This window comes from Flavobacterium sp. TN-1, from assembly GCF_052828645.1.
On the sequence record NZ_CM128253.1, the window covers coordinates 1,708,751 to 1,730,992 of the forward strand.

Annotated in this window: 33 protein-coding genes; 30 read left to right on the plus strand and 3 right to left on the minus strand. The window is 34.3% G+C overall.

The annotated features are described in order from the left end of the window. Window positions 1-20: 20 nt before the first annotated feature. The 3 genes from ACUXZJ_RS07315 to ACUXZJ_RS07325 all read right to left on the minus strand — a co-directional run bounded on the left by ACUXZJ_RS07315 (window position 21) and on the right by ACUXZJ_RS07325 (window position 6,480). Window positions 21-1,496: a SusD/RagB family nutrient-binding outer membrane lipoprotein gene (locus ACUXZJ_RS07315; RefSeq protein ID WP_088466757.1), complete on the minus strand. Its 1,476-nt coding sequence runs from the start codon at window positions 1,494-1,496 to the stop codon at window positions 21-23. 3 nt (window positions 1,497-1,499) lie between these two features. Then, window positions 1,500-4,712 (minus strand): SusC/RagA family TonB-linked outer membrane protein, encoded by a 3,213-nt coding sequence (locus ACUXZJ_RS07320; protein ID WP_060383170.1) that lies wholly within the window; start codon window positions 4,710-4,712, stop codon window positions 1,500-1,502. A gap of 82 nt (window positions 4,713-4,794) precedes the next feature. Then, window positions 4,795-6,480, minus strand: a complete 1,686-nt coding sequence (locus ACUXZJ_RS07325) for a hypothetical protein (protein ID WP_081248765.1) — start codon at window positions 6,478-6,480, stop codon at window positions 4,795-4,797. A 131-nt stretch (window positions 6,481-6,611) separates the two neighbouring features. Here ACUXZJ_RS07325 and rpsL point away from each other — a divergent pair, with 131 nt between their 5' ends. The 30 genes from rpsL to rpsD all read left to right on the plus strand — a co-directional run bounded on the left by rpsL (window position 6,612) and on the right by rpsD (window position 22,237). Beyond that, window positions 6,612-6,992, plus strand: a complete 381-nt coding sequence (gene rpsL, locus ACUXZJ_RS07330; RefSeq protein ID WP_014166289.1) for a 30S ribosomal protein S12 — start codon at window positions 6,612-6,614, stop codon at window positions 6,990-6,992. Between the two features lie 112 nt (window positions 6,993-7,104). After that, a complete protein-coding gene (gene rpsG / locus ACUXZJ_RS07335; RefSeq protein WP_060383168.1) occupies window positions 7,105-7,581 on the plus strand; it encodes a 30S ribosomal protein S7 in 477 nt (158 codons plus the stop codon). 11 nt (window positions 7,582-7,592) lie between these two features. Then, entirely contained in the window at window positions 7,593-9,737 is a 2,145-nt protein-coding gene (gene fusA, locus ACUXZJ_RS07340; protein WP_446196232.1) for an elongation factor G, read from the plus strand. Window positions 9,738-9,748: 11 nt separating this feature from the next. Next, window positions 9,749-10,054, plus strand: coding sequence for a 30S ribosomal protein S10 (gene rpsJ, locus ACUXZJ_RS07345; RefSeq protein ID WP_014166286.1), 306 nt, complete (start codon window positions 9,749-9,751; stop codon window positions 10,052-10,054). Between the two features lie 116 nt (window positions 10,055-10,170). Then, entirely contained in the window at window positions 10,171-10,788 is a 618-nt protein-coding gene (gene rplC, locus ACUXZJ_RS07350) for a 50S ribosomal protein L3 (protein ID WP_060383886.1), read from the plus strand. Continuing rightward, on the plus strand, window positions 10,788-11,417 hold the full coding sequence (gene rplD, locus ACUXZJ_RS07355; RefSeq protein WP_060383166.1) for a 50S ribosomal protein L4: 630 nt from the start codon (window positions 10,788-10,790) through the stop codon (window positions 11,415-11,417). Before rplC ends, rplD begins: the two co-directional genes overlap by 1 nt. Window positions 11,418-11,423: 6 nt before the next feature. Continuing rightward, window positions 11,424-11,711 (plus strand): 50S ribosomal protein L23, encoded by a 288-nt coding sequence (gene rplW, locus ACUXZJ_RS07360; protein ID WP_060383165.1) that lies wholly within the window; start codon window positions 11,424-11,426, stop codon window positions 11,709-11,711. A gap of 10 nt (window positions 11,712-11,721) precedes the next feature. Continuing rightward, entirely contained in the window at window positions 11,722-12,546 is an 825-nt protein-coding gene (rplB, locus tag ACUXZJ_RS07365) for a 50S ribosomal protein L2 (RefSeq protein ID WP_060383164.1), read from the plus strand. 6 nt (window positions 12,547-12,552) lie between these two features. After that, window positions 12,553-12,831 (plus strand): 30S ribosomal protein S19, encoded by a 279-nt coding sequence (gene rpsS / locus ACUXZJ_RS07370; RefSeq protein ID WP_014166281.1) that lies wholly within the window; start codon window positions 12,553-12,555, stop codon window positions 12,829-12,831. A gap of 8 nt (window positions 12,832-12,839) precedes the next feature. Continuing rightward, window positions 12,840-13,250, plus strand: coding sequence for a 50S ribosomal protein L22 (rplV, locus tag ACUXZJ_RS07375; RefSeq protein ID WP_060383163.1), 411 nt, complete (start codon window positions 12,840-12,842; stop codon window positions 13,248-13,250). A 5-nt stretch (window positions 13,251-13,255) separates the two neighbouring features. Next, window positions 13,256-13,999: a 30S ribosomal protein S3 gene (gene rpsC, locus ACUXZJ_RS07380; RefSeq protein WP_060383162.1), complete on the plus strand. Its 744-nt coding sequence runs from the start codon at window positions 13,256-13,258 to the stop codon at window positions 13,997-13,999. An 18-nt stretch (window positions 14,000-14,017) separates the two neighbouring features. Further along, window positions 14,018-14,443: a 50S ribosomal protein L16 gene (rplP, locus tag ACUXZJ_RS07385; protein WP_060383161.1), complete on the plus strand. Its 426-nt coding sequence runs from the start codon at window positions 14,018-14,020 to the stop codon at window positions 14,441-14,443. A 12-nt stretch (window positions 14,444-14,455) separates the two neighbouring features. Continuing rightward, on the plus strand, window positions 14,456-14,647 hold the full coding sequence (rpmC, locus tag ACUXZJ_RS07390) for a 50S ribosomal protein L29 (protein WP_060383160.1): 192 nt from the start codon (window positions 14,456-14,458) through the stop codon (window positions 14,645-14,647). A gap of 19 nt (window positions 14,648-14,666) precedes the next feature. Next, a complete protein-coding gene (rpsQ, locus tag ACUXZJ_RS07395) occupies window positions 14,667-14,924 on the plus strand; it encodes a 30S ribosomal protein S17 (protein WP_060383159.1) in 258 nt (85 codons plus the stop codon). Window positions 14,925-14,926: 2 nt separating this feature from the next. After that, complete coding sequence (rplN, locus tag ACUXZJ_RS07400; protein WP_014166275.1) at window positions 14,927-15,295, plus strand: 50S ribosomal protein L14; 369 nt, start codon at window positions 14,927-14,929, stop codon at window positions 15,293-15,295. An 11-nt stretch (window positions 15,296-15,306) separates the two neighbouring features. Continuing rightward, the gene (gene rplX / locus ACUXZJ_RS07405; RefSeq protein ID WP_060383158.1) at window positions 15,307-15,618 is read left to right on the plus strand and encodes a 50S ribosomal protein L24; all 312 of its coding nucleotides are present in this window, start codon (window positions 15,307-15,309) and stop codon (window positions 15,616-15,618) included. A gap of 2 nt (window positions 15,619-15,620) precedes the next feature. Beyond that, window positions 15,621-16,172, plus strand: a complete 552-nt coding sequence (rplE, locus tag ACUXZJ_RS07410) for a 50S ribosomal protein L5 (RefSeq protein ID WP_060383157.1) — start codon at window positions 15,621-15,623, stop codon at window positions 16,170-16,172. A 3-nt stretch (window positions 16,173-16,175) separates the two neighbouring features. Then, window positions 16,176-16,445, plus strand: a complete 270-nt coding sequence (gene rpsN / locus ACUXZJ_RS07415) for a 30S ribosomal protein S14 (RefSeq protein WP_014166272.1) — start codon at window positions 16,176-16,178, stop codon at window positions 16,443-16,445. Window positions 16,446-16,525: 80 nt separating this feature from the next. Next, window positions 16,526-16,924, plus strand: coding sequence for a 30S ribosomal protein S8 (gene rpsH / locus ACUXZJ_RS07420; protein WP_014166271.1), 399 nt, complete (start codon window positions 16,526-16,528; stop codon window positions 16,922-16,924). A gap of 14 nt (window positions 16,925-16,938) precedes the next feature. Beyond that, window positions 16,939-17,484 carry a 50S ribosomal protein L6 gene (rplF, locus tag ACUXZJ_RS07425; RefSeq protein ID WP_060383156.1) on the plus strand — a complete coding sequence of 182 codons (546 nt, stop codon included), beginning with the start codon at window positions 16,939-16,941 and terminating at the stop codon, window positions 17,482-17,484. 11 nt (window positions 17,485-17,495) lie between these two features. Continuing rightward, window positions 17,496-17,849: a 50S ribosomal protein L18 gene (gene rplR / locus ACUXZJ_RS07430; RefSeq protein ID WP_060383155.1), complete on the plus strand. Its 354-nt coding sequence runs from the start codon at window positions 17,496-17,498 to the stop codon at window positions 17,847-17,849. A 6-nt stretch (window positions 17,850-17,855) separates the two neighbouring features. After that, a complete protein-coding gene (gene rpsE, locus ACUXZJ_RS07435; protein WP_014166268.1) occupies window positions 17,856-18,380 on the plus strand; it encodes a 30S ribosomal protein S5 in 525 nt (174 codons plus the stop codon). A gap of 12 nt (window positions 18,381-18,392) precedes the next feature. Continuing rightward, window positions 18,393-18,575: a 50S ribosomal protein L30 gene (gene rpmD / locus ACUXZJ_RS07440; protein ID WP_060383154.1), complete on the plus strand. Its 183-nt coding sequence runs from the start codon at window positions 18,393-18,395 to the stop codon at window positions 18,573-18,575. A 12-nt stretch (window positions 18,576-18,587) separates the two neighbouring features. Next, a complete protein-coding gene (gene rplO / locus ACUXZJ_RS07445; RefSeq protein WP_060383885.1) occupies window positions 18,588-19,040 on the plus strand; it encodes a 50S ribosomal protein L15 in 453 nt (150 codons plus the stop codon). 14 nt (window positions 19,041-19,054) lie between these two features. Beyond that, window positions 19,055-20,401, plus strand: a complete 1,347-nt coding sequence (gene secY / locus ACUXZJ_RS07450; protein WP_060383153.1) for a preprotein translocase subunit SecY — start codon at window positions 19,055-19,057, stop codon at window positions 20,399-20,401. A 1-nt stretch (window position 20,402) separates the two neighbouring features. After that, on the plus strand, window positions 20,403-20,618 hold the full coding sequence (gene infA / locus ACUXZJ_RS07455; RefSeq protein ID WP_026725626.1) for a translation initiation factor IF-1: 216 nt from the start codon (window positions 20,403-20,405) through the stop codon (window positions 20,616-20,618). 1 nt (window position 20,619) lies between these two features. Then, window positions 20,620-20,736, plus strand: coding sequence for a type B 50S ribosomal protein L36 (gene ykgO / locus ACUXZJ_RS07460; protein WP_014166264.1), 117 nt, complete (start codon window positions 20,620-20,622; stop codon window positions 20,734-20,736). A gap of 2 nt (window positions 20,737-20,738) precedes the next feature. Then, on the plus strand, window positions 20,739-21,113 hold the full coding sequence (gene rpsM, locus ACUXZJ_RS07465) for a 30S ribosomal protein S13 (protein WP_060383152.1): 375 nt from the start codon (window positions 20,739-20,741) through the stop codon (window positions 21,111-21,113). Window positions 21,114-21,124: 11 nt separating this feature from the next. Continuing rightward, window positions 21,125-21,508: a 30S ribosomal protein S11 gene (rpsK, locus tag ACUXZJ_RS07470; protein ID WP_060383151.1), complete on the plus strand. Its 384-nt coding sequence runs from the start codon at window positions 21,125-21,127 to the stop codon at window positions 21,506-21,508. Between the two features lie 123 nt (window positions 21,509-21,631). Then, the gene (gene rpsD / locus ACUXZJ_RS07475; RefSeq protein ID WP_060383150.1) at window positions 21,632-22,237 is read left to right on the plus strand and encodes a 30S ribosomal protein S4; all 606 of its coding nucleotides are present in this window, start codon (window positions 21,632-21,634) and stop codon (window positions 22,235-22,237) included. Window positions 22,238-22,242 lie beyond the last annotated feature (5 nt).

Below are 22,242 nucleotides of genomic sequence, written 5' to 3' on the forward strand. Positions count from 1 at the left end.
CACTTTTATTATAAAAAGGTTTAATTTTTATCCCAGAAAATTTTGGTGTATAATTTATCGCCACCAATAGCTTGTGAGGCTTGTGTGTAATTTAAACCGTTTATTGTTGATTCAGATATAGGATAAGTATATCTAACTGGAACTTTTTTGTCCGCTGCAGCTACGGCTTTTGTAGGAGCTTTTAATATAGGATAATCTAGTCTTCTGTAGAAAGTCCAAGATTCAAAACCTCTATTATACATAGCTACCCAAGCTTGCATACCTATTTTTTCTTTCCAACTACCAGTGGCTGTTGTGTAGTTAATTGTAGGTTGAGACAAGTAAGTGTTAATGTCAGCTGGAGGAATATTCCAATAATTCATTGATGCTGTAATAGCACTATTATAATAATGTTCAGCATTATTTCCAACTGTATAACCTCTTTCAGCTGCTTCAGCTAATAAGAAATTGATCTCAGCTGCGTCAATAAGAACTCCAAAAGCATCTGATTTTTTGATTAAGTCTCCAATATGAGAATAGGAGGTTGCGTATGGATTAGCATTCTGAGCTCCATAAATACCACCTACATAATTATTTTCCAATTTAGTGAAAAATACACTCCTTCTAGGATCCGTAAGAGAATTCATGTAGTCGACAATTGTTTTTGCAGGGACAAAATCATTTCTATTGCTAGCTACTAAATTGTCATAAATGGGATTATATGTAGGAGCAGATGGTGAATACTTAAACAAGGCGTTATCGTTGTTAGATACTATTAAGCCTCCAGCTACTGCTGTTTCTACTGTTTGCTTAGATAAAGCTGGATTGAAATCGCTTAAGTTTATACCCAATTTTACTTTTAAAGAATTTGCGAATTTAAACCATTTTTCAACATTTCCATTGTATACTAAATCACCACTTTTAAAGCTCTCAGAGTGTAAATCTAGATTATTAATTGCATTATTTAATCTGTTTATCAAATCTGAGTATATTGTTGCTGCATCATCGTATTTCGGTAAGATGTTAGCTTGGTTTTTTAATGATTCAGTATATGGCACGTTCCCAAAAGTGTCAACCAAATTTTGATAAGTATAAACTCTTAAAATTTCAATTATTGCTTTCTTATTTGTTTGTATCTTTACCCAGTCAGTAGCTGATGTTTTATCAGGTTTTATTTCGTTTTGAATAACCTCTTCTGCGGACTTTAAATTTCCTAATACATCTCTGTATAAATTATTCCAATGAAAACCAGGGATATTTCGGTTTATTAGGTTATATCTGGATTCTGCAGTATATAATGTGGCTGCCCAATATTGTGAAAAATACCTAAAAACATTTTCGTTAACGCTAGGAGATGCTAACTGATCAGATATGCCTTTTTGAGAATTGCTTAATAATGATTCAGCGGAAACATCATAAGCTTTTTTACTATCATCATTAAAATTTAAATCTTCGCTTATACAGCTTGTTATTAATAATGATGAAATTGCTGTTAATTTTATTATCGTTTTTTTCATTTCTTAGAAGTTGATTTTCATGTTAAATGAATATGTTTTAATTGCTGGCATTACACCTGATTGAAATCCTTGAATATTTCCAGCTGAAGAACCTGCTTCAGGATCACTATATGGTGTATTTTTATGTATTATCCATAAATTACTTCCTAATAAACTAAAGCTAACGTTAGAAAGATCTAGTTTTTCGATGTATTTATTAGGTAAGTTATATGTTAATCCAACTTCTCTTAATTTAATGTATGAAGCATCGTAAATATAAGCTTTATTTGGATTAGTGTCAGTGCTAAAGGCCGTTCCTCCCGACGAAGAGGCATCTGCTATAATATTGTTAGGTTGTCCGTTTTCTAAGACTCCAGGTAGTATGATACCCCCATTGTTTGCGTTTCTTACGGGTACTCCTAGATGGTTTAATCCCGTTGTTTCAGGATATATACCTGTTTCTTGTCCATACGCCTGGTCTAAAGAATAAACATTACCTCCTTTTTTAACATCAATCAAAAAGTTTAAGGAAAAATCATTATATCTAATTTTGTTACTTAGACCTCCTATCCAATCAGCTTGTATAGTTCCAAGTACTTTATTGTTTTGTGTTAAATAAAATCCATTTGAACCTACTACCTTGTTGCCATTAGCGTCATATACATAGTCAGTTCCTCTTAATGTACCATAAGCTTCGCCTACGGTTGCGTTCAAAGATACACCTCCTTGAAAGTTTGCTAAAAGTAAATTGTCTCTTCCTTGGTTTAAGGATTTAACAATATTGATGTTTTTCGACCAATTAAGACCAACTTCCCAAGAGAATTTTTGCGTTTTTATAGGGCTTCCAGATAAGGCAATTTCAATACCTTTATTTTCCATTTCTCCAGCATTAATACGCGCAGATGTATAACCAGTTGCTCCAGTCTGTGGGACGTTAAAAATTTGATTAGTGATATTGGTTTTATAAAGTGATAAATCTAGATTTACTCTATCATATAGTCCTAGTTCTAAACCAGCTTCTATTGATTTTTGAACTTCGGGTTTTAATTTTCCTTGTTCGTAATAAGTTGTAGAATTACCAAATAAAGGATTTCCATCTATGATTCCGTTAAAAGCACGTGAGCCTAATCTTCCAAAAGCTAAATCATTACCTACTTCAGCATAATTTACTCTTAATTTAGCTAGATTTAACCAGTCTTTTTTGATTATTTCGGATAATATCAAACTTGTACCTAGAGAAAAGTAATTGTATTTGTTTTCTGCTCCTAATAAGGCCGTACTTTCATCATGGCGTATTGTTCCTTCTAGATAAATTATTTTTTTATAATCTAACGTTCCTTGGGTGTAGATTCCGCTTTTTTCATATTTTAGTTCTGATTGAAGTGGGGCAAGAAATACATTAGAATTTTGTAATGAATACAAGTAAGGTTTTGCAAGACCTCCTGTAGTTGATCCAAATAAACTTCTTGAGTTCGCTTTTTTAAATGTATATCCTCCTAAAATTCTTGCGCCAAAATCTTTACTTATATTAAATTTGTAAGTAGCTATTAAATCATAAGTTTGTTGTAAGAAATCTCTTGTAAAAATACTGTAACCAGAAGAAGCATTACCTCCCGTTATACCAAAGTTTTCAGCATGACTTCCTATTGCTTTTCTTAGTTCTTGGTTGTCGTATGAATATTCTAGTGTAGCTCTTCCTAAAATATTTAAATTTTTTGAAATATCATAACTAAGGCTACTACCTGTTAGAACCCTAGTTCTTGTGTCTGTTTCGTAATTTTCATATCTATCCCAGTATGGGTTATTCCAGAAGTTCGCTCTTAAATCACCATTTGTAGGGTCTATTTGATTCCATGTTATATTTTGTTTTGTTCTGAAATATTCTTTCTCTAATTCTTTAACATCTACGTTCACTGGCCACCATTGTCTAAAACCAGTTATTATATTGTCTCCGTAACCTGTTGCATTTCTACCTTTTGTACTTTGGTCAGTAAATGTAATAAAGGTATTTGATTTTAATTTATTTGTAAAATCTCTTGAGAAGTTACCATTAATTGAGTTTTTATTCAAACTACTGTTTGGTAAAATTCCAGTTTCATTGTTATTTGTATACGATAAATTATAAGCAGATTTTTCATCTCCTCCATTGAAATTGATATTATTTACAGTGGAAAAAGCAGTTGTAAAGAAACTGTTAGGGTCATTTGAAGCTGCTACCCAAGGAGTAGCTTTTCCATAGTTGGGGTTTCCTATTACAAATGAATTCCATTGGTATACCAATTGGTTAGGATTGAAAGCATTTCCGTAAGAAGCATCATCTCCTGTTGAATTTACTACAGCATTAGGATTGCCAAAAATATCAGCATTATAGTTACTGCCTTCACCAGCATAACCCCCTCCATATTCTTTCTGATATGTTGGTAAGGTTTGCTTATTTGCATTTGATATAGATAATGTTGAACTTATACTGATTCCTAAGGCAGTTCTTTTTTTACCTTTTTTAGTTGTAATAATAATAGCTCCATTTGCAGCTTCACTACCGTATAGGGCGGTTGCAGAAGTGCCTTTAAGAACATTTATAGATTCAATATTATTTGGATCTATATCAGAGGCAGAGTTACCAAAATCAAAGCCTTGTCTTCCACTTGCTGTGTCGGAATCATTTAGGTTAGAATTGTTGATAGGTACTCCGTCAATTACGATAAGAGCTTGGTTATTACCAGTTAAGCTTTTTGTACCCCTTAGGACGATATTACTAGAACCTCCGAAATTAGAATTATTTCTTATTTCTAGACCTGCAACTTTACCAGATAGGTTATTAATGAAATTACTAGTCGGAACTTGGTTAATTGTGGCCGCATCAAGTTTTTGTGTTGAATATCCTAATGATTTTTTTTCTCTTGATATACCTTGAGCTGTAACTACTACTTCTCCCAAAACTTTAGAATCGTTTTGCATTACGGTGTTCATTATGTTAGAAGCTCCAACAACTTTTGAAGTTTCTTTCATTCCCATAAAAGAGAAGATTAAAGTTTCTCCTTCTTTCGCCTTAATGCTGTATTTACCATCAAATCCCGTTGAAGTTCCACGTTGTGTACCTTTAACTAATACATTTACTCCAGGTAATGGTCCAGAAGCATCTGTTACCACTCCAGTAATAGTTTTCTCTTGTGCAAAAGAAAACTGAACTGTCAACACTATCAGTAGTGTGTAAATCCATTTAAATTTTGATCTCATAAAATAATTAATTGATTAGTTCATGCAAATATGTGAAATAAATTTTAAAGTTTATTTTTTTTATTTTATTTTTTAGTGATTATTATAAATTAAAAGATAAATTTATATGAAAAATAGAATTTTTAATCTTTAAGTCAGTATTATTGCTTCTTCCATTGCTATATTGTATGTGAATAAGACTTTTTTTGTTGATTAAATAAAAACCTAATCCAAAACTTTTTAAGTCGTTCTTTGTTTTTAAAGTTGCATCTTCGGTATGCGCGTAGTCAATAATACTGTGTATGTATAAGTTGTGGTTGATTTTATATCGATATTCTGATATGATTGAAGTTAAGAAATGAGCTTGAAGGCTATTGTCGTTAAAACCTCTGATGGAGTTAATTCCGCCGAATCGGAATAATTCATTGGTTAAATAAAAATTGCTGTTTAGGTAATAATTTTGACTTTTAATGAATAAGCTGTTTTGGTTGTTGAATAAGAATAGATGAGATAATTCTGCGGATATGAAATATTGTGTTGTATGGTTTGTTGTGTTTCTTTTTCCAGCTCCTGTTTTAAAGATCAGATTCGTTTTTTCGCTAAACGGTGTTTCGTTTGAAATTTGATTTGTCAATTGAAAGCTAATAGTATAAAAATAATTTTTATAATCTGTTAGTGTTCTTAGTTTTGAGTTTTGTATGTCGCTTGATTCAGTTTCTTGGTAACCTATATAACAACGAGTGTTGTAATTTATTAAATATCCTAATTCTATTTCGGATTTTGTTTTCTGAAAAGTGCTGTCTTGTTTGAAAAAGTTTAAATCGCCTTTTAAAGATAATGAAGTTCTGAATATGTAAGGTATTTCAGAACTTAAATTAAAAAGAGATTGCTGATCTCCATTATTGTTCCAGTATAGATTAAGTTTTTCTCCTGAATTTAATGTGTTTAGTAATTTTAAATCTAAATGACCATTTAGTTTTAGTTTGTTTTTTAAAGAAGTGAATCCGATATAGCCGTCAAAGGTGTTCTTTTTTTGTTTTTCTAAATAAGCGTAAATTATAGTTGAGTCCTTTGAGAAAAGAACTTCTTCTTCTTTTATTGTTTTGCAAAAAGGAAATTTTTTAAAACTATTTTTAATTTCTATAGAAATATTTTCATTAAAAGTTTTTCTTTGATAGTGTTTTTGTATGTGATGTAAATGATTTTTTGGAAAGTTGGAATAGCCATTTATTCGTATTTCGCTAATACTTCTTTTTGTGTCTTTAGGAATTGTGATTTCTGTATATAAAATTTGTTTTTCTTTCTTTATGTTGGAGAGTTTTATTTCAGTTAAAGGAAATCCTTTTTTTTCTAATATCTTAGTGAAATTTAAGAGTTGTGTGTCTAGGTTTTTAAAATTTATTTTTAAAGTGTCCTGTTTTTCCTCTAATAAGATTTTATGATTTCCTAGGTAAATGTGGATTTTTTGTATACGACTCCCGAGTTCATATTTTATGATGCGTGTGCTGTCGTTAAATTTAGTGTTGGATATTATTTTTTGTTCTATGTAGCCTTGTTGAGTTAAGGTTTTAGTGATTTTATTGATTTCTTTAAAAAGAGAAATAGAATCAAGATGTTTTTTTGAAAAGGGTATAGAATCTATTATTTTGCTTTGATAGGTAGAGTTTCCTTTGATTTCTAGGTAAGTGTATTGTCCCCAGTTTTTGTGAGGAAAAATAAAAAAAAATATGATATAATAAAAAGGTTTCAAGGCTTGTCTTTTGGGGTAAAAATAATGTAAAAAAATCATTTTGATTGTGTAGAAAAGAATAGTGCTGAAAATTAATGTTTTAGAGTTTGTTTTTTTGGAAATTATATATACCTTTGCAGCCCGCGTAAATAGCGGGATTTTATAAACTAGTAAATAATTTAGTATTAATTATGCCAACAATTCAACAATTAGTAAGAACTGGAAGAGCCAAATTAACTAAGAAGAGTAAATCGGCTGCTTTGGATTCTTGTCCTCAAAGAAGAGGGGTTTGTACGCGTGTATATACTACAACGCCTAAAAAGCCAAACTCTGCAATGCGTAAAGTTGCGCGTGTACGTTTGACTAACGGTAATGAAGTAAATGCTTACATCCCAGGAGAAGGACACAATCTACAAGAGCACTCGATAGTATTAGTTAGAGGTGGAAGGGTAAAAGATTTACCAGGAGTTAGATACCACATCGTACGTGGTGCTTTGGATACTGCCGGAGTTAACGGTCGTTTACAAAGAAGATCTAAATATGGTGCTAAACGCCCTAAAGACAAAAAGTAATTTTTAATTAAGTAAAGAGTGAAAAGTGAAAAGTAATTAGTGAAAAGCGAAGAGCTGTAAACTTGAAACTTCAAACTTGAAACTTGAAACTTTAAAAAAGTAACAAAAAGAAATGAGAAAAAGACAGGCCAAAAAAAGACCTCTTTTACCAGATCCAAAATTTAACGATCAATTAGTTACACGTTTTGTGAACAACTTAATGTGGGATGGTAAAAAATCGACTGCTTTTGCAGTATTCTACGATGCTTTAGAGATCGTTGAAACTAAAAAGCAAGATGCTGAAAAGACATCATTAGAAATTTGGAAAGATGCTTTAACTAATGTTATGCCTCACGTAGAAGTTCGTTCTCGTCGTGTGGGAGGTGCTACTTTTCAAATACCAATGCCAATTCGTCCAGATAGAAAAATTTCTATGTCGATGAAATGGTTAATTCTTTATGCTAGAAGAAGAAATGAGAAATCTATGGCAGCTCGTTTAGCGTCTGAAATTTTAGCTGCGGCTAAAGAAGAAGGTGCTGCTGTTAAGAAAAGAATGGATACTCATAAAATGGCGGAAGCTAATAAAGCATTCTCTCACTTTAGATTTTAATTCGTAAAGAAATGGCAAGAGATTTAAAATATACTAGAAATATTGGTATTGCTGCTCACATCGATGCAGGTAAAACTACCACTACAGAGCGTATCTTGTTCTATACAGGTAAGTCTCACAAAATTGGTGAGGTGCACGATGGTGCTGCTACTATGGACTGGATGGCTCAGGAGCAAGAAAGAGGTATTACTATTACTTCTGCAGCTACAACTTGTACTTGGAATTTTCCAACTGATCAAGGTAAAAACATTGCAGAATCTAAGCCTTACCACTTTAATATTATCGATACTCCAGGTCACGTTGACTTTACAGTAGAGGTAAACCGTTCATTACGTGTATTAGATGGTTTAGTATTCTTGTTTTCTGCAGTTGATGGTGTTGAGCCTCAATCTGAGACAAACTGGAGATTAGCTGACCAATATAGAGTTCCTCGTATGGGATTCGTAAATAAAATGGACCGTCAAGGTTCTAACTTCCTTAATGTGTGTCAACAAGTTAAGGATATGTTACGTTCTAATGCAGTAGCTATTACATTGCCAATCGGTGAGGAAAACGATTTTAAAGGAGTAGTTGACTTGGTGAAAAATCAAGCTATTGTATGGCATGATGAAACACAAGGTGCTACTTTTGATATTATTGATATCCCTGCGGATATGGTTGATGAAGTAAAGGAATATCGTTCTAAATTAATTGAAGAGATCGCTTCTTATGATGAAAACTTATTAGATAAGTACATGGAAGATGAAAATTCAATTACTGAAGACGAAATTAATAACGCGTTACGTGCTGCGACTATTGATATGGCTATTATTCCAATGTTATGTGGATCTTCATTCAAAAACAAAGGAGTTCAGTTCATGTTAGATGCAGTTTGTAAATATTTACCATCTCCTTTAGATAAAGAAGGTATCGAAGGTATTCACCCTGATGATGCAGATTTATTAGAAGAAGATCAAACTAAAATCTTACGTCGTCCAGATGTAAAAGAGCCGTTTGCTGCTTTAGCATTTAAAATTGCTACTGACCCTTACGTTGGTCGTTTAGCGTTCTTCCGTGCTTATTCTGGTCGTTTAGATGCAGGTTCTTATATCTTGAACACGCGTTCAGGAAATAAAGAACGTATCTCTCGTATCTACCAAATGCACGCTAACAAGCAAAATCCAATCGAATATATCGAGGCAGGTGATATTGGAGCGGCAGTAGGTTTTAAAGATATCAAGACAGGTGATACAATGTGTGATGAGAAAAATCCTATCATCCTTGAATCAATGAAATTCCCTGATCCAGTAATTGGTATCGCTATTGAGCCTAAAACAAAAGCTGACGTAGATAAAATGGGTATGGCTTTGGCTAAATTAGCTGAAGAAGATCCAACATTTACAGTTAGAACTGATGAGGCTTCAGGTCAAACGATTATCTCTGGTATGGGTGAGCTTCACTTAGATATCTTAGTAGACCGTATGAAACGTGAGTTCAAGGTTGAAGTAGATCAAGGAGAGCCTCAGGTAGAGTACAAAGAAGCCTTTACAAAATCTGCGCAACACCGTGAAGTTTATAAAAAACAATCGGGTGGACGTGGTAAATTCGGTGATATCGTTTTCCGTTTAGAGCCAGCTGAAGCAGGAACTGTTGGATTAACGTTTGTTAATGAAGTTAAAGGTGGTAACGTTCCTAAGGAATATATTCCAGCTGTTGAAAAAGGTTTTAGAGAAGCTATGAAACAAGGTCCTTTAGCAGGATATGTTGTGGATAGTTTAAAAGTAACTTTATTAGACGGTTCTTACCACGCGGTGGATTCAGATGCTTTATCTTTTGAATTAGCTGCTAAATTAGGTTACAAAGAAGTGGCAAAAGCTGCTGGAGCTGTAATCCTTGAGCCAATCATGAAAATTGAAGTTATCACTCCAGAAGAAAACATGGGTGATATCGTAGGTGACTTAAACCGTCGTCGTGGTCAAGTAAATGATATGGGTGATAGAAACGGTGCTAAGACTATTAAAGCAAACGTTCCATTATCAGAAATGTTTGGTTATGTAACTACTTTAAGAACATTATCTTCAGGTCGTGCTACATCAACAATGGAATTTTCTCACTACGAAGAAACTCCATCTAACATTTCAGAGGCAGTAATTAAGAAAGCTAAAGGTAACGCTTAATTTTTAAGAAAATGAGTCAAAAAATCAGAATAAAATTAAAATCTTACGATCATATGTTGGTTGATAAATCAGCAGAAAAAATCGTAAAAACTGTAAAAAGTACAGGTGCAGTAGTTACTGGTCCAATTCCATTACCTACTAACAAAAAGATTTTCACTGTGTTACGTTCTCCGCACGTAAACAAAAAATCAAGAGAACAATTCGAAGTGAGTTCATATAAAAGATTGTTAGATATTTATTCTTCATCTTCAAAAACGATCGACGCTTTAATGAAATTAGAGCTTCCAAGTGGAGTAGAAGTTGAAATTAAAGTGTGATAAATCACTTAAATTAAAATATTTAAGCATTATGTTTTGATATTCAAAACATAATGCTTACTTTTGCGCACTCAAAATTAGAGTTTTATATATTATTAATAATTAATTATTTAAGTATGTCTGGGTTAATCGGAAAGAAAATCGGAATGACTAGCATCTTCGACGAGAACGGGAAAAATATCCCTTGTACTGTTATTGAAGTTGGTCCTTGCGTTGTTACCCAAGTCAGAACCAATGAGGTTGACGGGTATGAGGCTCTTCAACTTGGTTTCGATGACAAATCTGCAAAGCACACTACAAAAGCTGCTGAAGGTCACTTCAAAAAGGCTGGGACAGTTGCGAAAAAGAAAGTTGTTGAATTCCAAGGGTTTGAAAATGAGCACAAATTAGGTGATGTGATCACTGTAGACTTATTCGCTGAAGGTGAATTCGTAGATGTTCAAGGTGTTTCTAAAGGTAAAGGTTTTCAAGGGGTTGTAAAACGTCACGGATTTGGTGGTGTTGGACAAGTTACTCACGGTCAGCACAACCGTTTAAGAGCACCAGGTTCAGTAGGTGCTTCATCTTATCCTTCTAGAGTATTCAAAGGAATGCGTATGGCTGGAAGAATGGGTGGAGACAATGTTAAAGTTCAAAATCTTAGAGTTTTAAGAGTAGTTGCTGAAAAGAACCTACTTGTTGTTAAAGGATGTGTTCCTGGGCATAAAGACTCTTATGTAATCATTCAGAAGTAATGGAAGTAAAAGTATTAGATATCAACGGAAAAGATACTGGAAGAAAAGTACAGCTTTCTGATTCAGTTTTCGCAATTGAGCCTAATAACCATGCTCTTTACTTAGATGTGAAACAATATTTGGCTAATCAACGTCAAGGGACACACAAAGCTAAAGAAAGAGCTGAAGTTGCTGGTAGTACTCGTAAAATTAAAAAACAAAAAGGAACTGGTACTGCTCGTGCAGGATCTAAAAAGAGTCCTTTGTTTAAAGGAGGAGGAACTGTTTTCGGTCCAAGACCAAGAAACTATTCTTTTAAATTAAATAAAGCATTAAAGCGTTTAGCTCGTAAATCTGCTTTAGCTTTAAAGGCGAAAGAATCTAACTTAATCGTATTAGAAGACTTCGGTTTCGAAGCTCCAAGTACTAAAAATTTCATTAACGTGTTAAAAGCGTTAGGGTTAGAAAACAAAAAATCATTGTTCGTTTTAGGTGGTGAAAACAAAAATGTTTATTTATCATCTCGTAACTTACAAAAATCTTCTGTAATCACTAACTCAGAATTAAGTACTTATGCGATATTAAACGCAAATAATTTAGTTCTTTTAGAGGGATCTTTAGAAGGAATCGAACAAAATTTAAGCAAATAATAGGCCATGAGTATCATTATAAAACCTATCGTTACAGAAAAAGTAACTAAAGACGGAGAAATATTCAACCGTTTTGGTTTCGTTGTAGATAAAAAAGCTAACAAAGTTCAAATTAAGAAAGCTGTTGAGGCTGCTTATGGTGTAACTGTTGTAGAGGTAAATACAATGAATGTACGTCCAGATCGTACTACTAAATATACAAAAAGTGGTATGATATCAGGGAAAACTAATGCTTATAAAAAAGCAATCGTACAAGTTAAAGAAGGAGAAACAATTGATTTTTACAACAACTAAGTAAAGTAAGATGTCAGTAAGAAAATTAAAACCTATTACCCCAGGTCAGCGTTTTAGAGTTGTTAATGGTTTTGACGCCATTACTACTGATAAGCCGGAGCGTTCATTAATCGCGCCGAAAAAATCATCTGGAGGTAGAAATAGTCAAGGAAAGATGACTATGCGCTATACAGGCGGTGGTCACAAACAAAGATATCGTATCATTGATTTCAAAAGAACTAAAGATGGTATTCCAGCTACAGTGAAATCAATTGAGTATGATCCAAACAGAACTGCTTTTATCGCGTTATTAGCTTATGCTGATGGTGAAAAAAGATATATCATTGCTCAAAATGGTTTAAAAGTAGGACAAACTGTTATTTCAGGTGCTGATGTAGCTCCAGAAATCGGTAACACTATGCCATTAAGCAAAATTCCTCTAGGAACAGTAATTTCTTGTATTGAGTTACGTCCAGGTCAAGGTGCAACAATCGCTCGTTCGGCAGGTACATTTGCTCAGTTAATGGCTCGTGATGGTAAATATGCTACTATCAAAATGCCTTCTGGAGAAACAAGATTAATCTTATTAACTTGTACTGCAACAATCGGAGCAGTTTCTAACTCTGACCACCAGTTAATTGTTTCTGGTAAGGCAGGTAGATCTAGATGGTTAGGTAGAAGACCAAGAACTAGACCGGTAGCAATGAACCCAGTTGATCACCCAATGGGTGGTGGTGAAGGACGTTCATCTGGAGGTCACCCACGTTCAAGAAAAGGTTTACCAGCTAAAGGTTATAGAACCCGTGCTAAACAAAACCCGAGCAACAAGTATATTGTAGAACGTAGAAAGAAATAATAAGATATGGCACGTTCATTAAAAAAAGGACCTTTCGTACACTATAAATTAGAGAAGAAAGTATTGGAGAATGCTGAAGCAGGAAACAAGAATGTTGTTAAAACTTGGTCTAGAGCTTCAATGATTACTCCTGATTTCGTAGGACAAACAATCGCAGTTCACAACGGTCGTCAATTTGTTCCAGTATATGTTACTGAAAACATGGTAGGACATAAGTTAGGTGAGTTTTCACCAACTAGATCTTTTAGAGGTCACGCTGGAGCTAAAAATAAAGGTAAAAAATAAAAGAAGACATGGGAGTTCGTAAAAGAGAAACAGCAGAGGCAAGAAAAGAGGCTAATAAGTCTATCGCATTTGCTAAGTTAAATAACTGCCCTACTTCACCTAGAAAAATGCGCTTAGTAGCAGACTTGGTAAGAGGTCAGAAAGTTGAGAATGCACTAAACATATTACGTTTTAGTCAAAAAGAAGCTTCAAGAAAATTAGAAAAACTTTTATTATCTGCAATCAATAACTGGGAGCAAAAAAATAGTGAAGGTGATGTAGCTGAAGCAGGCTTATTTGTAAAAGAGATCAAAGTGGATGGTGGTATGATGTTAAAAAGATTACGTCCAGCACCACAAGGTCGTGCACACAGAATTAGAAAACGTTCTAATCACGTAACAATCGTATTAGGATCAATTAATAACACACAAAGCAATTAATAAAGATGGGACAAAAGACTAATCCAATCGGAAATCGCCTTGGTATCATCAGAGGATGGGATTCTAACTGGTATGGTGGTAATGACTACGGTGATAAAATCGCTGAAGATTACAAAATCAGAAAGTATATCCACGCTCGTTTATCAAAAGCTAGTGTGTCAAAAGTAATCATCGAGAGAACTTTAAAACTTGTAACCGTTACTATCACTACTGCTAGACCTGGTATCATTATCGGGAAAGGTGGTCAAGAGGTAGACAAGTTAAAAGAAGAACTTAAGAAAATTACTGACAAAGAGGTTCAAATCAACATCTTTGAAATCAAAAGACCTGAGTTAGACGCTTATTTAGTTGCTAATAGCATCTGTCGTCAAATTGAAGGTCGTATTTCTTACAGAAGAGCAATCAAAATGGCTATTGCAGCTTCTATGAGAATGAACGCTGAAGGTATCAAAGTAATGATTTCTGGTCGTTTAAATGGTGCTGAAATGGCACGTTCAGAAAGTTTCAAAGAAGGACGTATTCCTCTATCAACTTTCAGAGCTGACATTGATTATGCTTTAGCTGAAGCGCATACTACTTATGGTAGAATGGGGGTTAAAGTATGGATCATGAAAGGTGAAGTTTACGGTAAAAGAGACCTTTCTCCACTTGTAGGTATGGATAAAAAAGCTGCACAAGGTGGTAAGGGTGGTGATGCTCCACGTGGTGGAAAATCAAACGGTAAACAAGGAGCTCGTAAAAGAAAGTAATTTTTAAATTAAAGAAAAATGTTACAGCCTAAAAGAACAAAATACCGTAAGGTACAGAAAGGTAGAATGAAAGGGAACTCTAATAGAGGTCACGAACTTTCAAATGGAATGTTTGGAATTAAATCGGTTCACGAAACAGGTGCTTTCTTAACTTCACGCCAAATCGAAGCGGCTCGTATTGCAGCAACTCGTTATATGAAACGTGAAGGGCAATTATGGATCAAAATTTTCCCAGACAAACCTATCACTAAGAAGCCTCTTGAAGTACGTATGGGTAAAGGTAAAGGTGCAGTTGAATACTGGGCTGCTGTTGTTAAACCAGGAAGAATTATGTTTGAGGTAGGTGGCGTACCACTAGCAGTTGCAAAAGAGGCTTTACGTCTTGCAGCTCAAAAATTACCAGTAAAAACTAAATTCGTCGTTGCTAGAGATTTCGAAGCATAATATAAGAAGATTATGAAACAATCAGAAATTAAAAATCTATCTGCAGCTGAGTTACAAGAAAAGCTAGTTCAATTAAAAAAGACTTATGCCGACCTGAAAATTGCTCATGCTATTTCTCCAATCGAGAATCCACTTCAAATTAGAAGTATCAGACGTTCAGTAGCGAGAATCGCAACTGAATTAACTAAAAGAGAGCTTCAATAAATAGTATTCAGCTGAAAAGATGGAAAAAAGAAATTTAAGAAAAGAGAGAGTTGGTGTTGTTACTTCTAACAAAATGGATAAGTCTATTGTTGTTTCTCAAGTAACTAAAGTAAAACACCCATTATATGGTAAGTTCGTGTTAAAAACTAAGAAATATGTTGCACACGACGAAAAGAATGACTGTAACATTGGTGATACAGTGAAAATCATGGAAACTCGTCCATTAAGTAAAACTAAGTGTTGGAGATTAGTTGAAATCATTGAAAGAGCGAAATAATTATGGTACAACAAGAATCAAGACTAAAAGTAGCAGATAATACGGGAGCTAAAGAAGTTTTAACTATCCGTGTTTTAGGTGGAACAAAAAGACGTTACGCCTCAGTTGGTGACAAAATTGTAGTAGCTATCAAAGATGCAACTCCTAACGGAAACGTTAAGAAAGGTGCGGTTTCAACTGCAGTTGTTGTTAGAACTAAAAAAGAAGTAAGAAGAGCAGATGGATCTTATATCCGTTTCGATGATAACGCTTGTGTGTTGTTAAATGCAGCAGGTGAAATGAGAGGAACTCGTGTATTCGGTCCAGTAGCTAGAGAACTTCGTGAAAAACAATTCATGAAAATTGTATCATTAGCACCAGAAGTGCTTTAATTATTATTACGATGATGAAGCTAAAAATAAAATCAGGTGACACTGTAAAGGTTATCGCAGGTGACCACAAAGGTGCTGAAGGTAAGGTTTTACGTGTAATTCGTGAAAAAAACAAAGCGGTAGTTGAGGGGGTAAATATAGTGTCTAAACACACTAAGCCAAGTGCTCAAAATCCTCAAGGTGGAATCGTTAAAAAAGAAGCTCCTATACACGTTTCAAACTTAATGTTAGTAGATGCTAAAGGTAATGCTACTAAAGTTGGTTTTAAAGTAGAAGGAGATAAGAAAGTAAGATTTTCAAAAAAATCTAATCAAGTATTATAGTGATGGCTTATATACCTAGACTAAAAGAAGAATATAAGAGCAGAGTAATTGCTGCTCTTACAGCTGAATTCGGTTACAAAAACGTAATGCAAGTTCCTAAATTGGAAAAAATCGTTTTAAGTAAAGGAGTTGGTGCAGCGGTTTCAGATAAGAAACTTATCGAATATGCTGTAGAAGAATTGACAAAGATTACTGGTCAAAAAGCAGTAGCTACTATTTCTAAAAAAGACGTTGCGTCTTTTAAATTAAGAAAAGGGATGCCAATTGGTGCAAAAGTAACTTTACGTGGAGAAAGAATGTATGAGTTTTTAGATCGTTTGATCACCGCTTCATTGCCACGTGTGAGAGACTTTAACGGTATTAAATCTACAGGTTTTGACGGTAGAGGAAATTACAACCTTGGAGTTCTTGAGCAAATTATCTTCCCTGAAATTGATATCGATAAAGTAAATAAAATTACGGGTATGGATATTACTTTCGTAACATCTGCACAAACAGATAAGGAAGCAAAATCATTATTAGCTGAATTAGGTTTACCTTTTAAAAAGAATTAAGACATGGCTAAAGAATCAATGAAAGCCCGCGAGGTGAAAAGACAAAAAACGGTAGAAAAATATGCAGAGAAAAGAAAAGCTTTGTTAGAAGCTGGAGATTATGTATCTTTGCAAAAATTACCAAAGAATGCTTCGCCAGTTCGTTTGCACAATCGTTGTAAATTAACAGGTAGACCAAGAGGGTATATGCGTCAATTCGGTATTTCACGTGTAACTTTCCGTGAAATGGCAAACCAAGGATTGATACCAGGAGTTAGAAAAGCTAGCTGGTAAGATTATAAAAGAGATTATTAACAGGTTATAGGTTCAACCCACGAGTGTGGGTTGAAAACCATAACCGCAATTTTGTTTATATGTATACAGATCCAATTGCGGATTTCTTAACAAGAATTAGAAATGCTTCGAAGGCAAGCCACAAAGTGGTAGAGATTCCTGCATCTAATCTTAAAAAAGAAATCACAAAAATCTTATTCGATCAAGGTTATATCCTTAGCTACAAATTCGAAAATGAGACTGTTCAAGGAACAATCAAAATCGCTTTAAAGTATGATAAAGATACTAAGGAAGCGGTAATCAAGAACATTCAAAGAATTAGTAAACCAGGTTTACGTAAGTATGCAGGTGCCACTAAATTACCTAGAATTTTAAATGGTTTAGGCGTTGCTATTGTCTCTACTTCTAAAGGAGTAATGACTGACAAGCAAGCTAGACAGTTAAATGTAGGTGGTGAGGTAATTTGTTACGTATACTAAAAAAGAGTTAAGAGATGTCAAGAATAGGTAAAAGTCCAATCGCCATTCCTGCTGGAGTAACTGTAGAATTAAAAGATTCAGTTATTACTGTAAAAGGGAAATTAGGAGAGCTTTCTCAAGAGATTACTGACAACGTAACAGTAACTATTGAAGAAAATCAGGTTCTTGTTTCAAGAGCTGCAGATAGCAAAGAAGAAAGAGCTCAACATGGTTTATTTAGAGCTTTAATTAATAACATGATTACTGGTGTATCTACTGGTTTTACAAAAGAATTAGAATTAGTAGGTGTTGGATACCGTGCTTCTAATCAAGGGAATAAACTTGATTTAGCTTTAGGGTATTCTCATAATATCGTTTTAGAAGTAGCTTCAGAGGTAACTGTGGAAACTGTTTCTGAAAAAGGTAAAAATCCTATTGTAAAGCTAACTTCTTATGATAAACAATTATTAGGGCAAGTAGCGGCTAAAATCCGTTCTTTCCGTAAGCCTGAACCATATAAAGGAAAAGGTATTAAGTTTGTAGGTGAAGTATTAAGAAGAAAAGCAGGTAAATCAGCTTAAAAATTAAGATTATGTCATTAACAAAATCTGAAAGAAGACAAAGAATACAGTACAGAATTAGAAAAATTGTAAGCGGTACAGCTGCAAGACCTCGTTTATCTGTATTCAGAAGTAACAAAGAAATCTATGCTCAGCTTATAGATGATGTAAATGGTGTTACATTATTAGCAGCTTCTTCTCGTGAAAAAGAGGTGGATGCTAAAGGTACTAAAATTGAAGTAGCAGCAGTAGTTGGAAAATTACTTGCTGAAAAAGCTTTAAAAGCAGGTATCGATACAGTAACATTTGATAGAGGTGGTTATTTATACCATGGTCGTGTTCAATCATTAGCAGAAGGCGCTAGAGCGGCTGGATTAAAATTCTAAGAAATTATGTATCATAATTATAAAAACGTAGAACTAGTAAAACCAGGAGGTCTTGAATTGAAAGATCGTTTGGTTAGTGTTAATCGTGTTACTAAAGTTACTAAAGGTGGTAGAGCATTTGGTTTTTCAGCTATCGTAGTAGTAGGTGACGAGAACGGTGTAGTGGGTCACGGATTAGGAAAATCTAAAGACGTTTCTGAAGCTATTGCAAAAGCAGTAGAAGATGCTAAGAAAAACTTAGTAAGAATTCCTTTGAGTGGACAATCTGTGCCACACGAACAAAAAGGTAAGTTTGGTGGAGCTAGAGTATTATTAATGCCAGCTTCTCATGGTACTGGAGTAATTGCAGGTGGTGCTGTACGTGCGGTTCTTGAATCAGTAGGAGTTCACGATGTATTATCTAAATCTCAAGGTTCTTCTAACCCTCATAATGTGGTAAAAGCAACTTTTGATGCTTTACTGCAAATGAGAAGTGCAGTTACTGTGGCTAAACAAAGAGGAGTATCTTTAGAGAAAGTATTCAAAGGTTAATTCAAGGAAATTATGGCTAAGATATTAGTAAAACAAGTAAGAAGCATTATTAATTGTCCTCAGGATCAAAAGAGAACAATGCAAGCTTTAGGACTTCGTAAAATGGGTCAAGTAGTTGAGCATGAAGGAACTCCTGCTATCCTTGGAATGGTAAATAAAGTTAAACACTTAGTTTCTACAGAAGAAACTAAATAACAAATGACTGTTATGAATTTAAGTAATTTACAGCCAGCTGAAGGTTCAACACATAACCAAAATAAAAGAGTAGGTAGAGGAGAAGGTTCTGGTAAAGGTGGTACTGCTGCACGTGGTCACAAAGGAGCTAAATCTCGTTCAGGTTACTCTAAAAAAATTGGTTTTGAAGGAGGGCAAATGCCTCTTCAAAGACGTGTTCCTAAGTTTGGTTTCAAAAATATCAATAGAGTTGAATATCAAGGTGTAAACTTAGATACTTTACAAGCTCTAGTTGATAATGGTGTTGTAACTGATACAGTAGATTTTGCTACTTTAGTTGCAAATCGTTTAGCTACTAAAACTGAAGTTGTTAAGATTTTAGGTAGAGGTGAGCTTAAAACTAAATTAAAAGTTAGTGCACACAAATTCACAGCATCTGCTAAAGCAGCTATTGAAGCAGCTGGAGGAGAAGCTATAGAATTATAAATTTTCTAGACACGATGAAAAAATTTATTGAATCGTTACAAAACGTTTGGAAAATTGAGGAACTAAGAAACAGAGTCCTATTTACATTAGGACTTCTGTTAGTTTATCGTTTCGGAGCTCACGTAACATTGCCGGGAATTGATGCGACTAAGTTGCAAGGGTTAACCAATCAGACTGATAAAGGTATTGGTTGGTTAATTAATGTATTTACGGGAGGTGCTTTTTCACAAGCATCTGTTTTTGCGTTGGGTATAATGCCTTATATTTCTGCTTCAATTGTAGTTCAGTTAATGGGAATCGCTATCCCTTATTTGCAAAAATTACAAAAAGAAGGAGAAAGTGGAAGAAAAAAGATGAACCAAATTACAAGATGGTTAACTATTGGTATTACGTTAATTCAAGGTCCTGGTTATATTTATAACTTATACCGTACTTTACCAGGTGAAGCATTTTTATTAGGATTTAATTCATTTGCTTTCTTGTTCTCATCTGTATTAATTTTAACTACTGGTACTTTATTTGCGATGTGGTTAGGTGAAAAAATTACAGATAAAGGTATCGGAAACGGTATTTCGTTGTTAATCTTAGTAGGTATTGTTGCTCGTTTACCACAAGCATTTGCTCAGGAGTTTTCATCTGCTGTTTCTCAAAACAACGGAGGTTTAATGAAGATTGTTGTAGAAATCATCGTGTGGTTACTTGTCATTATTGCCTGCGTTTTAATGACTATGGCAGTTAGAAAAGTGGCAGTGCAATATGCACGCCGTACCGTTTCTGGAGATCTAGAGCAAGACTTGATGGGGGGTAATCGTCAATTTATTCCTTTGAAGTTGAATGCTTCAGGTGTTATGCCAATCATTTTTGCGCAAGCTATTATGTTTATACCTGCTGCCGTGGCTGGTTTATCATCTTCTGAAACAGCTCAATCGATCAGTACAAGATTCCAAAATATATTTGGTTGGGAGTATAATTTAGTGTTTGCTACGTTAATTGTAATTTTTACGTACTTTTACACTGCTATTACTATGCCAACAACAAGAATGGCTGATGATTTAAAGAGAAGTGGTGGTTTTATCCCAGGAGTTAAGCCTGGAATGGAAACAGCTGACTTTTTAGATCATGTGATGTCTTTAATTACATTCCCAGGAGCTATCTTCTTAGCATTGTTAGCTGTGTTCCCAGCTATTGTTATGAATGTGTTAGGAGTACAGCAACAATGGGCATTGTTCTTTGGTGGTACATCACTCTTGATTTTGGTTGGAGTTGCAATAGATACAATTCAGCAAATCAATTCATACTTGTTGAATCAGCATTATGATGGTTTGATGAAAACAGGTAAAAACAGAAAAGCAGTAGCTTAATATGGCAAAACAATCAGCAATTGAACAAGATGGAACAATTATAGAGGCATTGTCCAATGCCATGTTCCGTGTAGAATTAGAAAACGGGCATGTTGTAATTGCTCACATTTCTGGAAAAATGCGTATGCACTACATCAAATTGTTACCTGGTGACAAAGTGAAACTAGAAATGAGCCCTTACGATTTGTCTAAAGCAAGAATTACTTATAGATACTAAAATGAAAGTAAGAGCATCAATTAAGAAGAGAAGTGCGGAATGCATTATCGTTCGTAGAAAAGGAAGATTATACGTTATTAACAAAAAGAATCCTAGATTTAAACAAAGACAAGGATAATTATGGCAAGAATAGCAGGGGTAGATATACCTAAAAACAAAAGAGGTGTCATCGCTTTGACATATATCTTCGGAATTGGAAAAAGTAGAGCTATCAAAATCTTAGAGAAAGCTCAGGTAAGCCAAGATAAAAAAGTGTCTGAATGGAATGACGATGAAATCGGTGCAATCCGTGAAGCGGTTTCTTATTACAAAATTGAAGGAGAATTACGTTCTGAAACATCATTAAACATCAAACGTTTAATGGATATCGGATGTTACAGAGGAATCCGTCACAGATCTGGTCTTCCTTTAAGAGGTCAAAGAACTAAGAACAATTCTAGAACAAGAAAAGGTAAAAGAAAAACTGTTGCTAACAAGAAGAAAGCAACTAAATAATAATTAGTAATATGGCGAAAGCAAATACAAAAAAACGTAAAGTTGTTGTTGAGTCTACTGGTGAGGCGCACGTAAGTTCAACTTTTAACAACATCATCATTTCTTTAACAAACAAGAAAGGTGAAGTTGTAGCTTGGTCATCTGCTGGTAAAATGGGTTTCAGAGGTTCTAAAAAGAATACTCCGTATGCAGCTCAAATGGCAGCAGAAGATTGCTCAAAAGTTGCTTTAGAAGCTGGTCTTAAAAAAGTGAAAGTGTTTGTAAAAGGACCTGGAAACGGAAGAGAATCAGCAATCCGCTCAATCCATAACTCAGGTATCGAAGTGACAGAAATTATTGACGTTACTCCATTACCACACAACGGATGTCGTCCTCCAAAAAGACGTAGAGTTTAAGGATGTTTGAATTTTTAACATCTTTATAGTTTGATTTAATTAAGTATAACTAGGTTGAATATAGATTATCGGAGGATAAATAAGACCTGAATTCATAATCTCAACCTTAAAAATGTATTAGAAATGGCAAGATATACTGGTCCAAAAACTAAAATTGCTCGTAAATTTGGCGAAGCAATCTTCGGAGATGACAGAGCCTTCGAAAAAAGAAACTACCCTCCAGGGCAACATGGTTTAGCTAAAAAAAGAGGTAAAAAATCTGAATATGCTGTTCAGTTAATGGAAAAGCAAAAAGCTAAATATACTTATGGTATTTTAGAAAAACAATTCAGAAATTTATTCGAAAAAGCTTCTGCTGCTTCTGGTGTAACAGGTGAAATCCTTTTACAATTATGTGAAGCTCGTTTAGATAACGTAGTTTACAGAATGGGTGTGGCACCTTCAAGAAGAGCTGCTAGACAAATTGTAACTCATAGACATATTACAGTAAATGGTGAAGTGGTTAACGTTCCTTCTTACCATTTAAAACCAGGTGACAAAGTTGCTGTTCGTGAAAAATCTAAATCTTTAGAATCAATCGAACGTTCTTTAGCTGCTGCTTCTCAAGTATATGAGTGGATCGTGTGGAATAATGATACAAAAGAAGGTACTTTTGTTTCTGTTCCTCAAAGATTACAAATCCCTGAGAACATTAAAGAACAACTAATTGTCGAATTGTACAACAAATAATAATA

Excerpts from the sequence above, each read along its gene's own strand:
- rplD (WP_060383166.1), top strand. The coding sequence starts at position 10,788 with ATGGAAGTAAAAGTATTAGATATCAACGGAAAAGATACTGGAAGAAAA.
- rpsN (WP_014166272.1), top strand. The coding sequence starts at position 16,176 with ATGGCTAAAGAATCAATGAAAGCCCGCGAGGTGAAAAGACAAAAAACG.
- rpsD (WP_060383150.1), top strand. The coding sequence starts at position 21,632 with ATGGCAAGATATACTGGTCCAAAAACTAAAATTGCTCGTAAATTTGGC.
- rpsS (WP_014166281.1), top strand. The coding sequence starts at position 12,553 with ATGGCACGTTCATTAAAAAAAGGACCTTTCGTACACTATAAATTAGAG.
- ykgO (WP_014166264.1), top strand. The coding sequence starts at position 20,620 with ATGAAAGTAAGAGCATCAATTAAGAAGAGAAGTGCGGAATGCATTATC.
- ACUXZJ_RS07315 (WP_088466757.1), bottom strand. The coding sequence starts at position 1,496 with ATGAAAAAAACGATAATAAAATTAACAGCAATTTCATCATTATTAATA.
- rplF (WP_060383156.1), top strand. The coding sequence starts at position 16,939 with ATGTCAAGAATAGGTAAAAGTCCAATCGCCATTCCTGCTGGAGTAACT.
- secY (WP_060383153.1), top strand. The coding sequence starts at position 19,055 with ATGAAAAAATTTATTGAATCGTTACAAAACGTTTGGAAAATTGAGGAA.
- rplP (WP_060383161.1), top strand. The coding sequence starts at position 14,018 with ATGTTACAGCCTAAAAGAACAAAATACCGTAAGGTACAGAAAGGTAGA.
- rpsL (WP_014166289.1), top strand. The coding sequence starts at position 6,612 with ATGCCAACAATTCAACAATTAGTAAGAACTGGAAGAGCCAAATTAACT.
- rpsG (WP_060383168.1), top strand. The coding sequence starts at position 7,105 with ATGAGAAAAAGACAGGCCAAAAAAAGACCTCTTTTACCAGATCCAAAA.
- rpsQ (WP_060383159.1), top strand. The coding sequence starts at position 14,667 with ATGGAAAAAAGAAATTTAAGAAAAGAGAGAGTTGGTGTTGTTACTTCT.
- rplN (WP_014166275.1), top strand. The coding sequence starts at position 14,927 with ATGGTACAACAAGAATCAAGACTAAAAGTAGCAGATAATACGGGAGCT.
- rplX (WP_060383158.1), top strand. The coding sequence starts at position 15,307 with ATGATGAAGCTAAAAATAAAATCAGGTGACACTGTAAAGGTTATCGCA.
- rpmC (WP_060383160.1), top strand. The coding sequence starts at position 14,456 with ATGAAACAATCAGAAATTAAAAATCTATCTGCAGCTGAGTTACAAGAA.
- rplB (WP_060383164.1), top strand. The coding sequence starts at position 11,722 with ATGTCAGTAAGAAAATTAAAACCTATTACCCCAGGTCAGCGTTTTAGA.
- fusA (WP_446196232.1), top strand. The coding sequence starts at position 7,593 with ATGGCAAGAGATTTAAAATATACTAGAAATATTGGTATTGCTGCTCAC.
- rpsK (WP_060383151.1), top strand. The coding sequence starts at position 21,125 with ATGGCGAAAGCAAATACAAAAAAACGTAAAGTTGTTGTTGAGTCTACT.
- rplW (WP_060383165.1), top strand. The coding sequence starts at position 11,424 with ATGAGTATCATTATAAAACCTATCGTTACAGAAAAAGTAACTAAAGAC.
- ACUXZJ_RS07320 (WP_060383170.1), bottom strand. The coding sequence starts at position 4,712 with ATGAGATCAAAATTTAAATGGATTTACACACTACTGATAGTGTTGACA.
- rpsM (WP_060383152.1), top strand. The coding sequence starts at position 20,739 with ATGGCAAGAATAGCAGGGGTAGATATACCTAAAAACAAAAGAGGTGTC.
- rplE (WP_060383157.1), top strand. The coding sequence starts at position 15,621 with ATGGCTTATATACCTAGACTAAAAGAAGAATATAAGAGCAGAGTAATT.
- rplV (WP_060383163.1), top strand. The coding sequence starts at position 12,840 with ATGGGAGTTCGTAAAAGAGAAACAGCAGAGGCAAGAAAAGAGGCTAAT.
- rpsC (WP_060383162.1), top strand. The coding sequence starts at position 13,256 with ATGGGACAAAAGACTAATCCAATCGGAAATCGCCTTGGTATCATCAGA.
- infA (WP_026725626.1), top strand. The coding sequence starts at position 20,403 with ATGGCAAAACAATCAGCAATTGAACAAGATGGAACAATTATAGAGGCA.
- rpsJ (WP_014166286.1), top strand. The coding sequence starts at position 9,749 with ATGAGTCAAAAAATCAGAATAAAATTAAAATCTTACGATCATATGTTG.
- ACUXZJ_RS07325 (WP_081248765.1), bottom strand. The coding sequence starts at position 6,480 with ATGATTTTTTTACATTATTTTTACCCCAAAAGACAAGCCTTGAAACCT.
- rpsH (WP_014166271.1), top strand. The coding sequence starts at position 16,526 with ATGTATACAGATCCAATTGCGGATTTCTTAACAAGAATTAGAAATGCT.
- rplC (WP_060383886.1), top strand. The coding sequence starts at position 10,171 with ATGTCTGGGTTAATCGGAAAGAAAATCGGAATGACTAGCATCTTCGAC.
- rplR (WP_060383155.1), top strand. The coding sequence starts at position 17,496 with ATGTCATTAACAAAATCTGAAAGAAGACAAAGAATACAGTACAGAATT.
- rpmD (WP_060383154.1), top strand. The coding sequence starts at position 18,393 with ATGGCTAAGATATTAGTAAAACAAGTAAGAAGCATTATTAATTGTCCT.
- rpsE (WP_014166268.1), top strand. The coding sequence starts at position 17,856 with ATGTATCATAATTATAAAAACGTAGAACTAGTAAAACCAGGAGGTCTT.
- rplO (WP_060383885.1), top strand. The coding sequence starts at position 18,588 with ATGAATTTAAGTAATTTACAGCCAGCTGAAGGTTCAACACATAACCAA.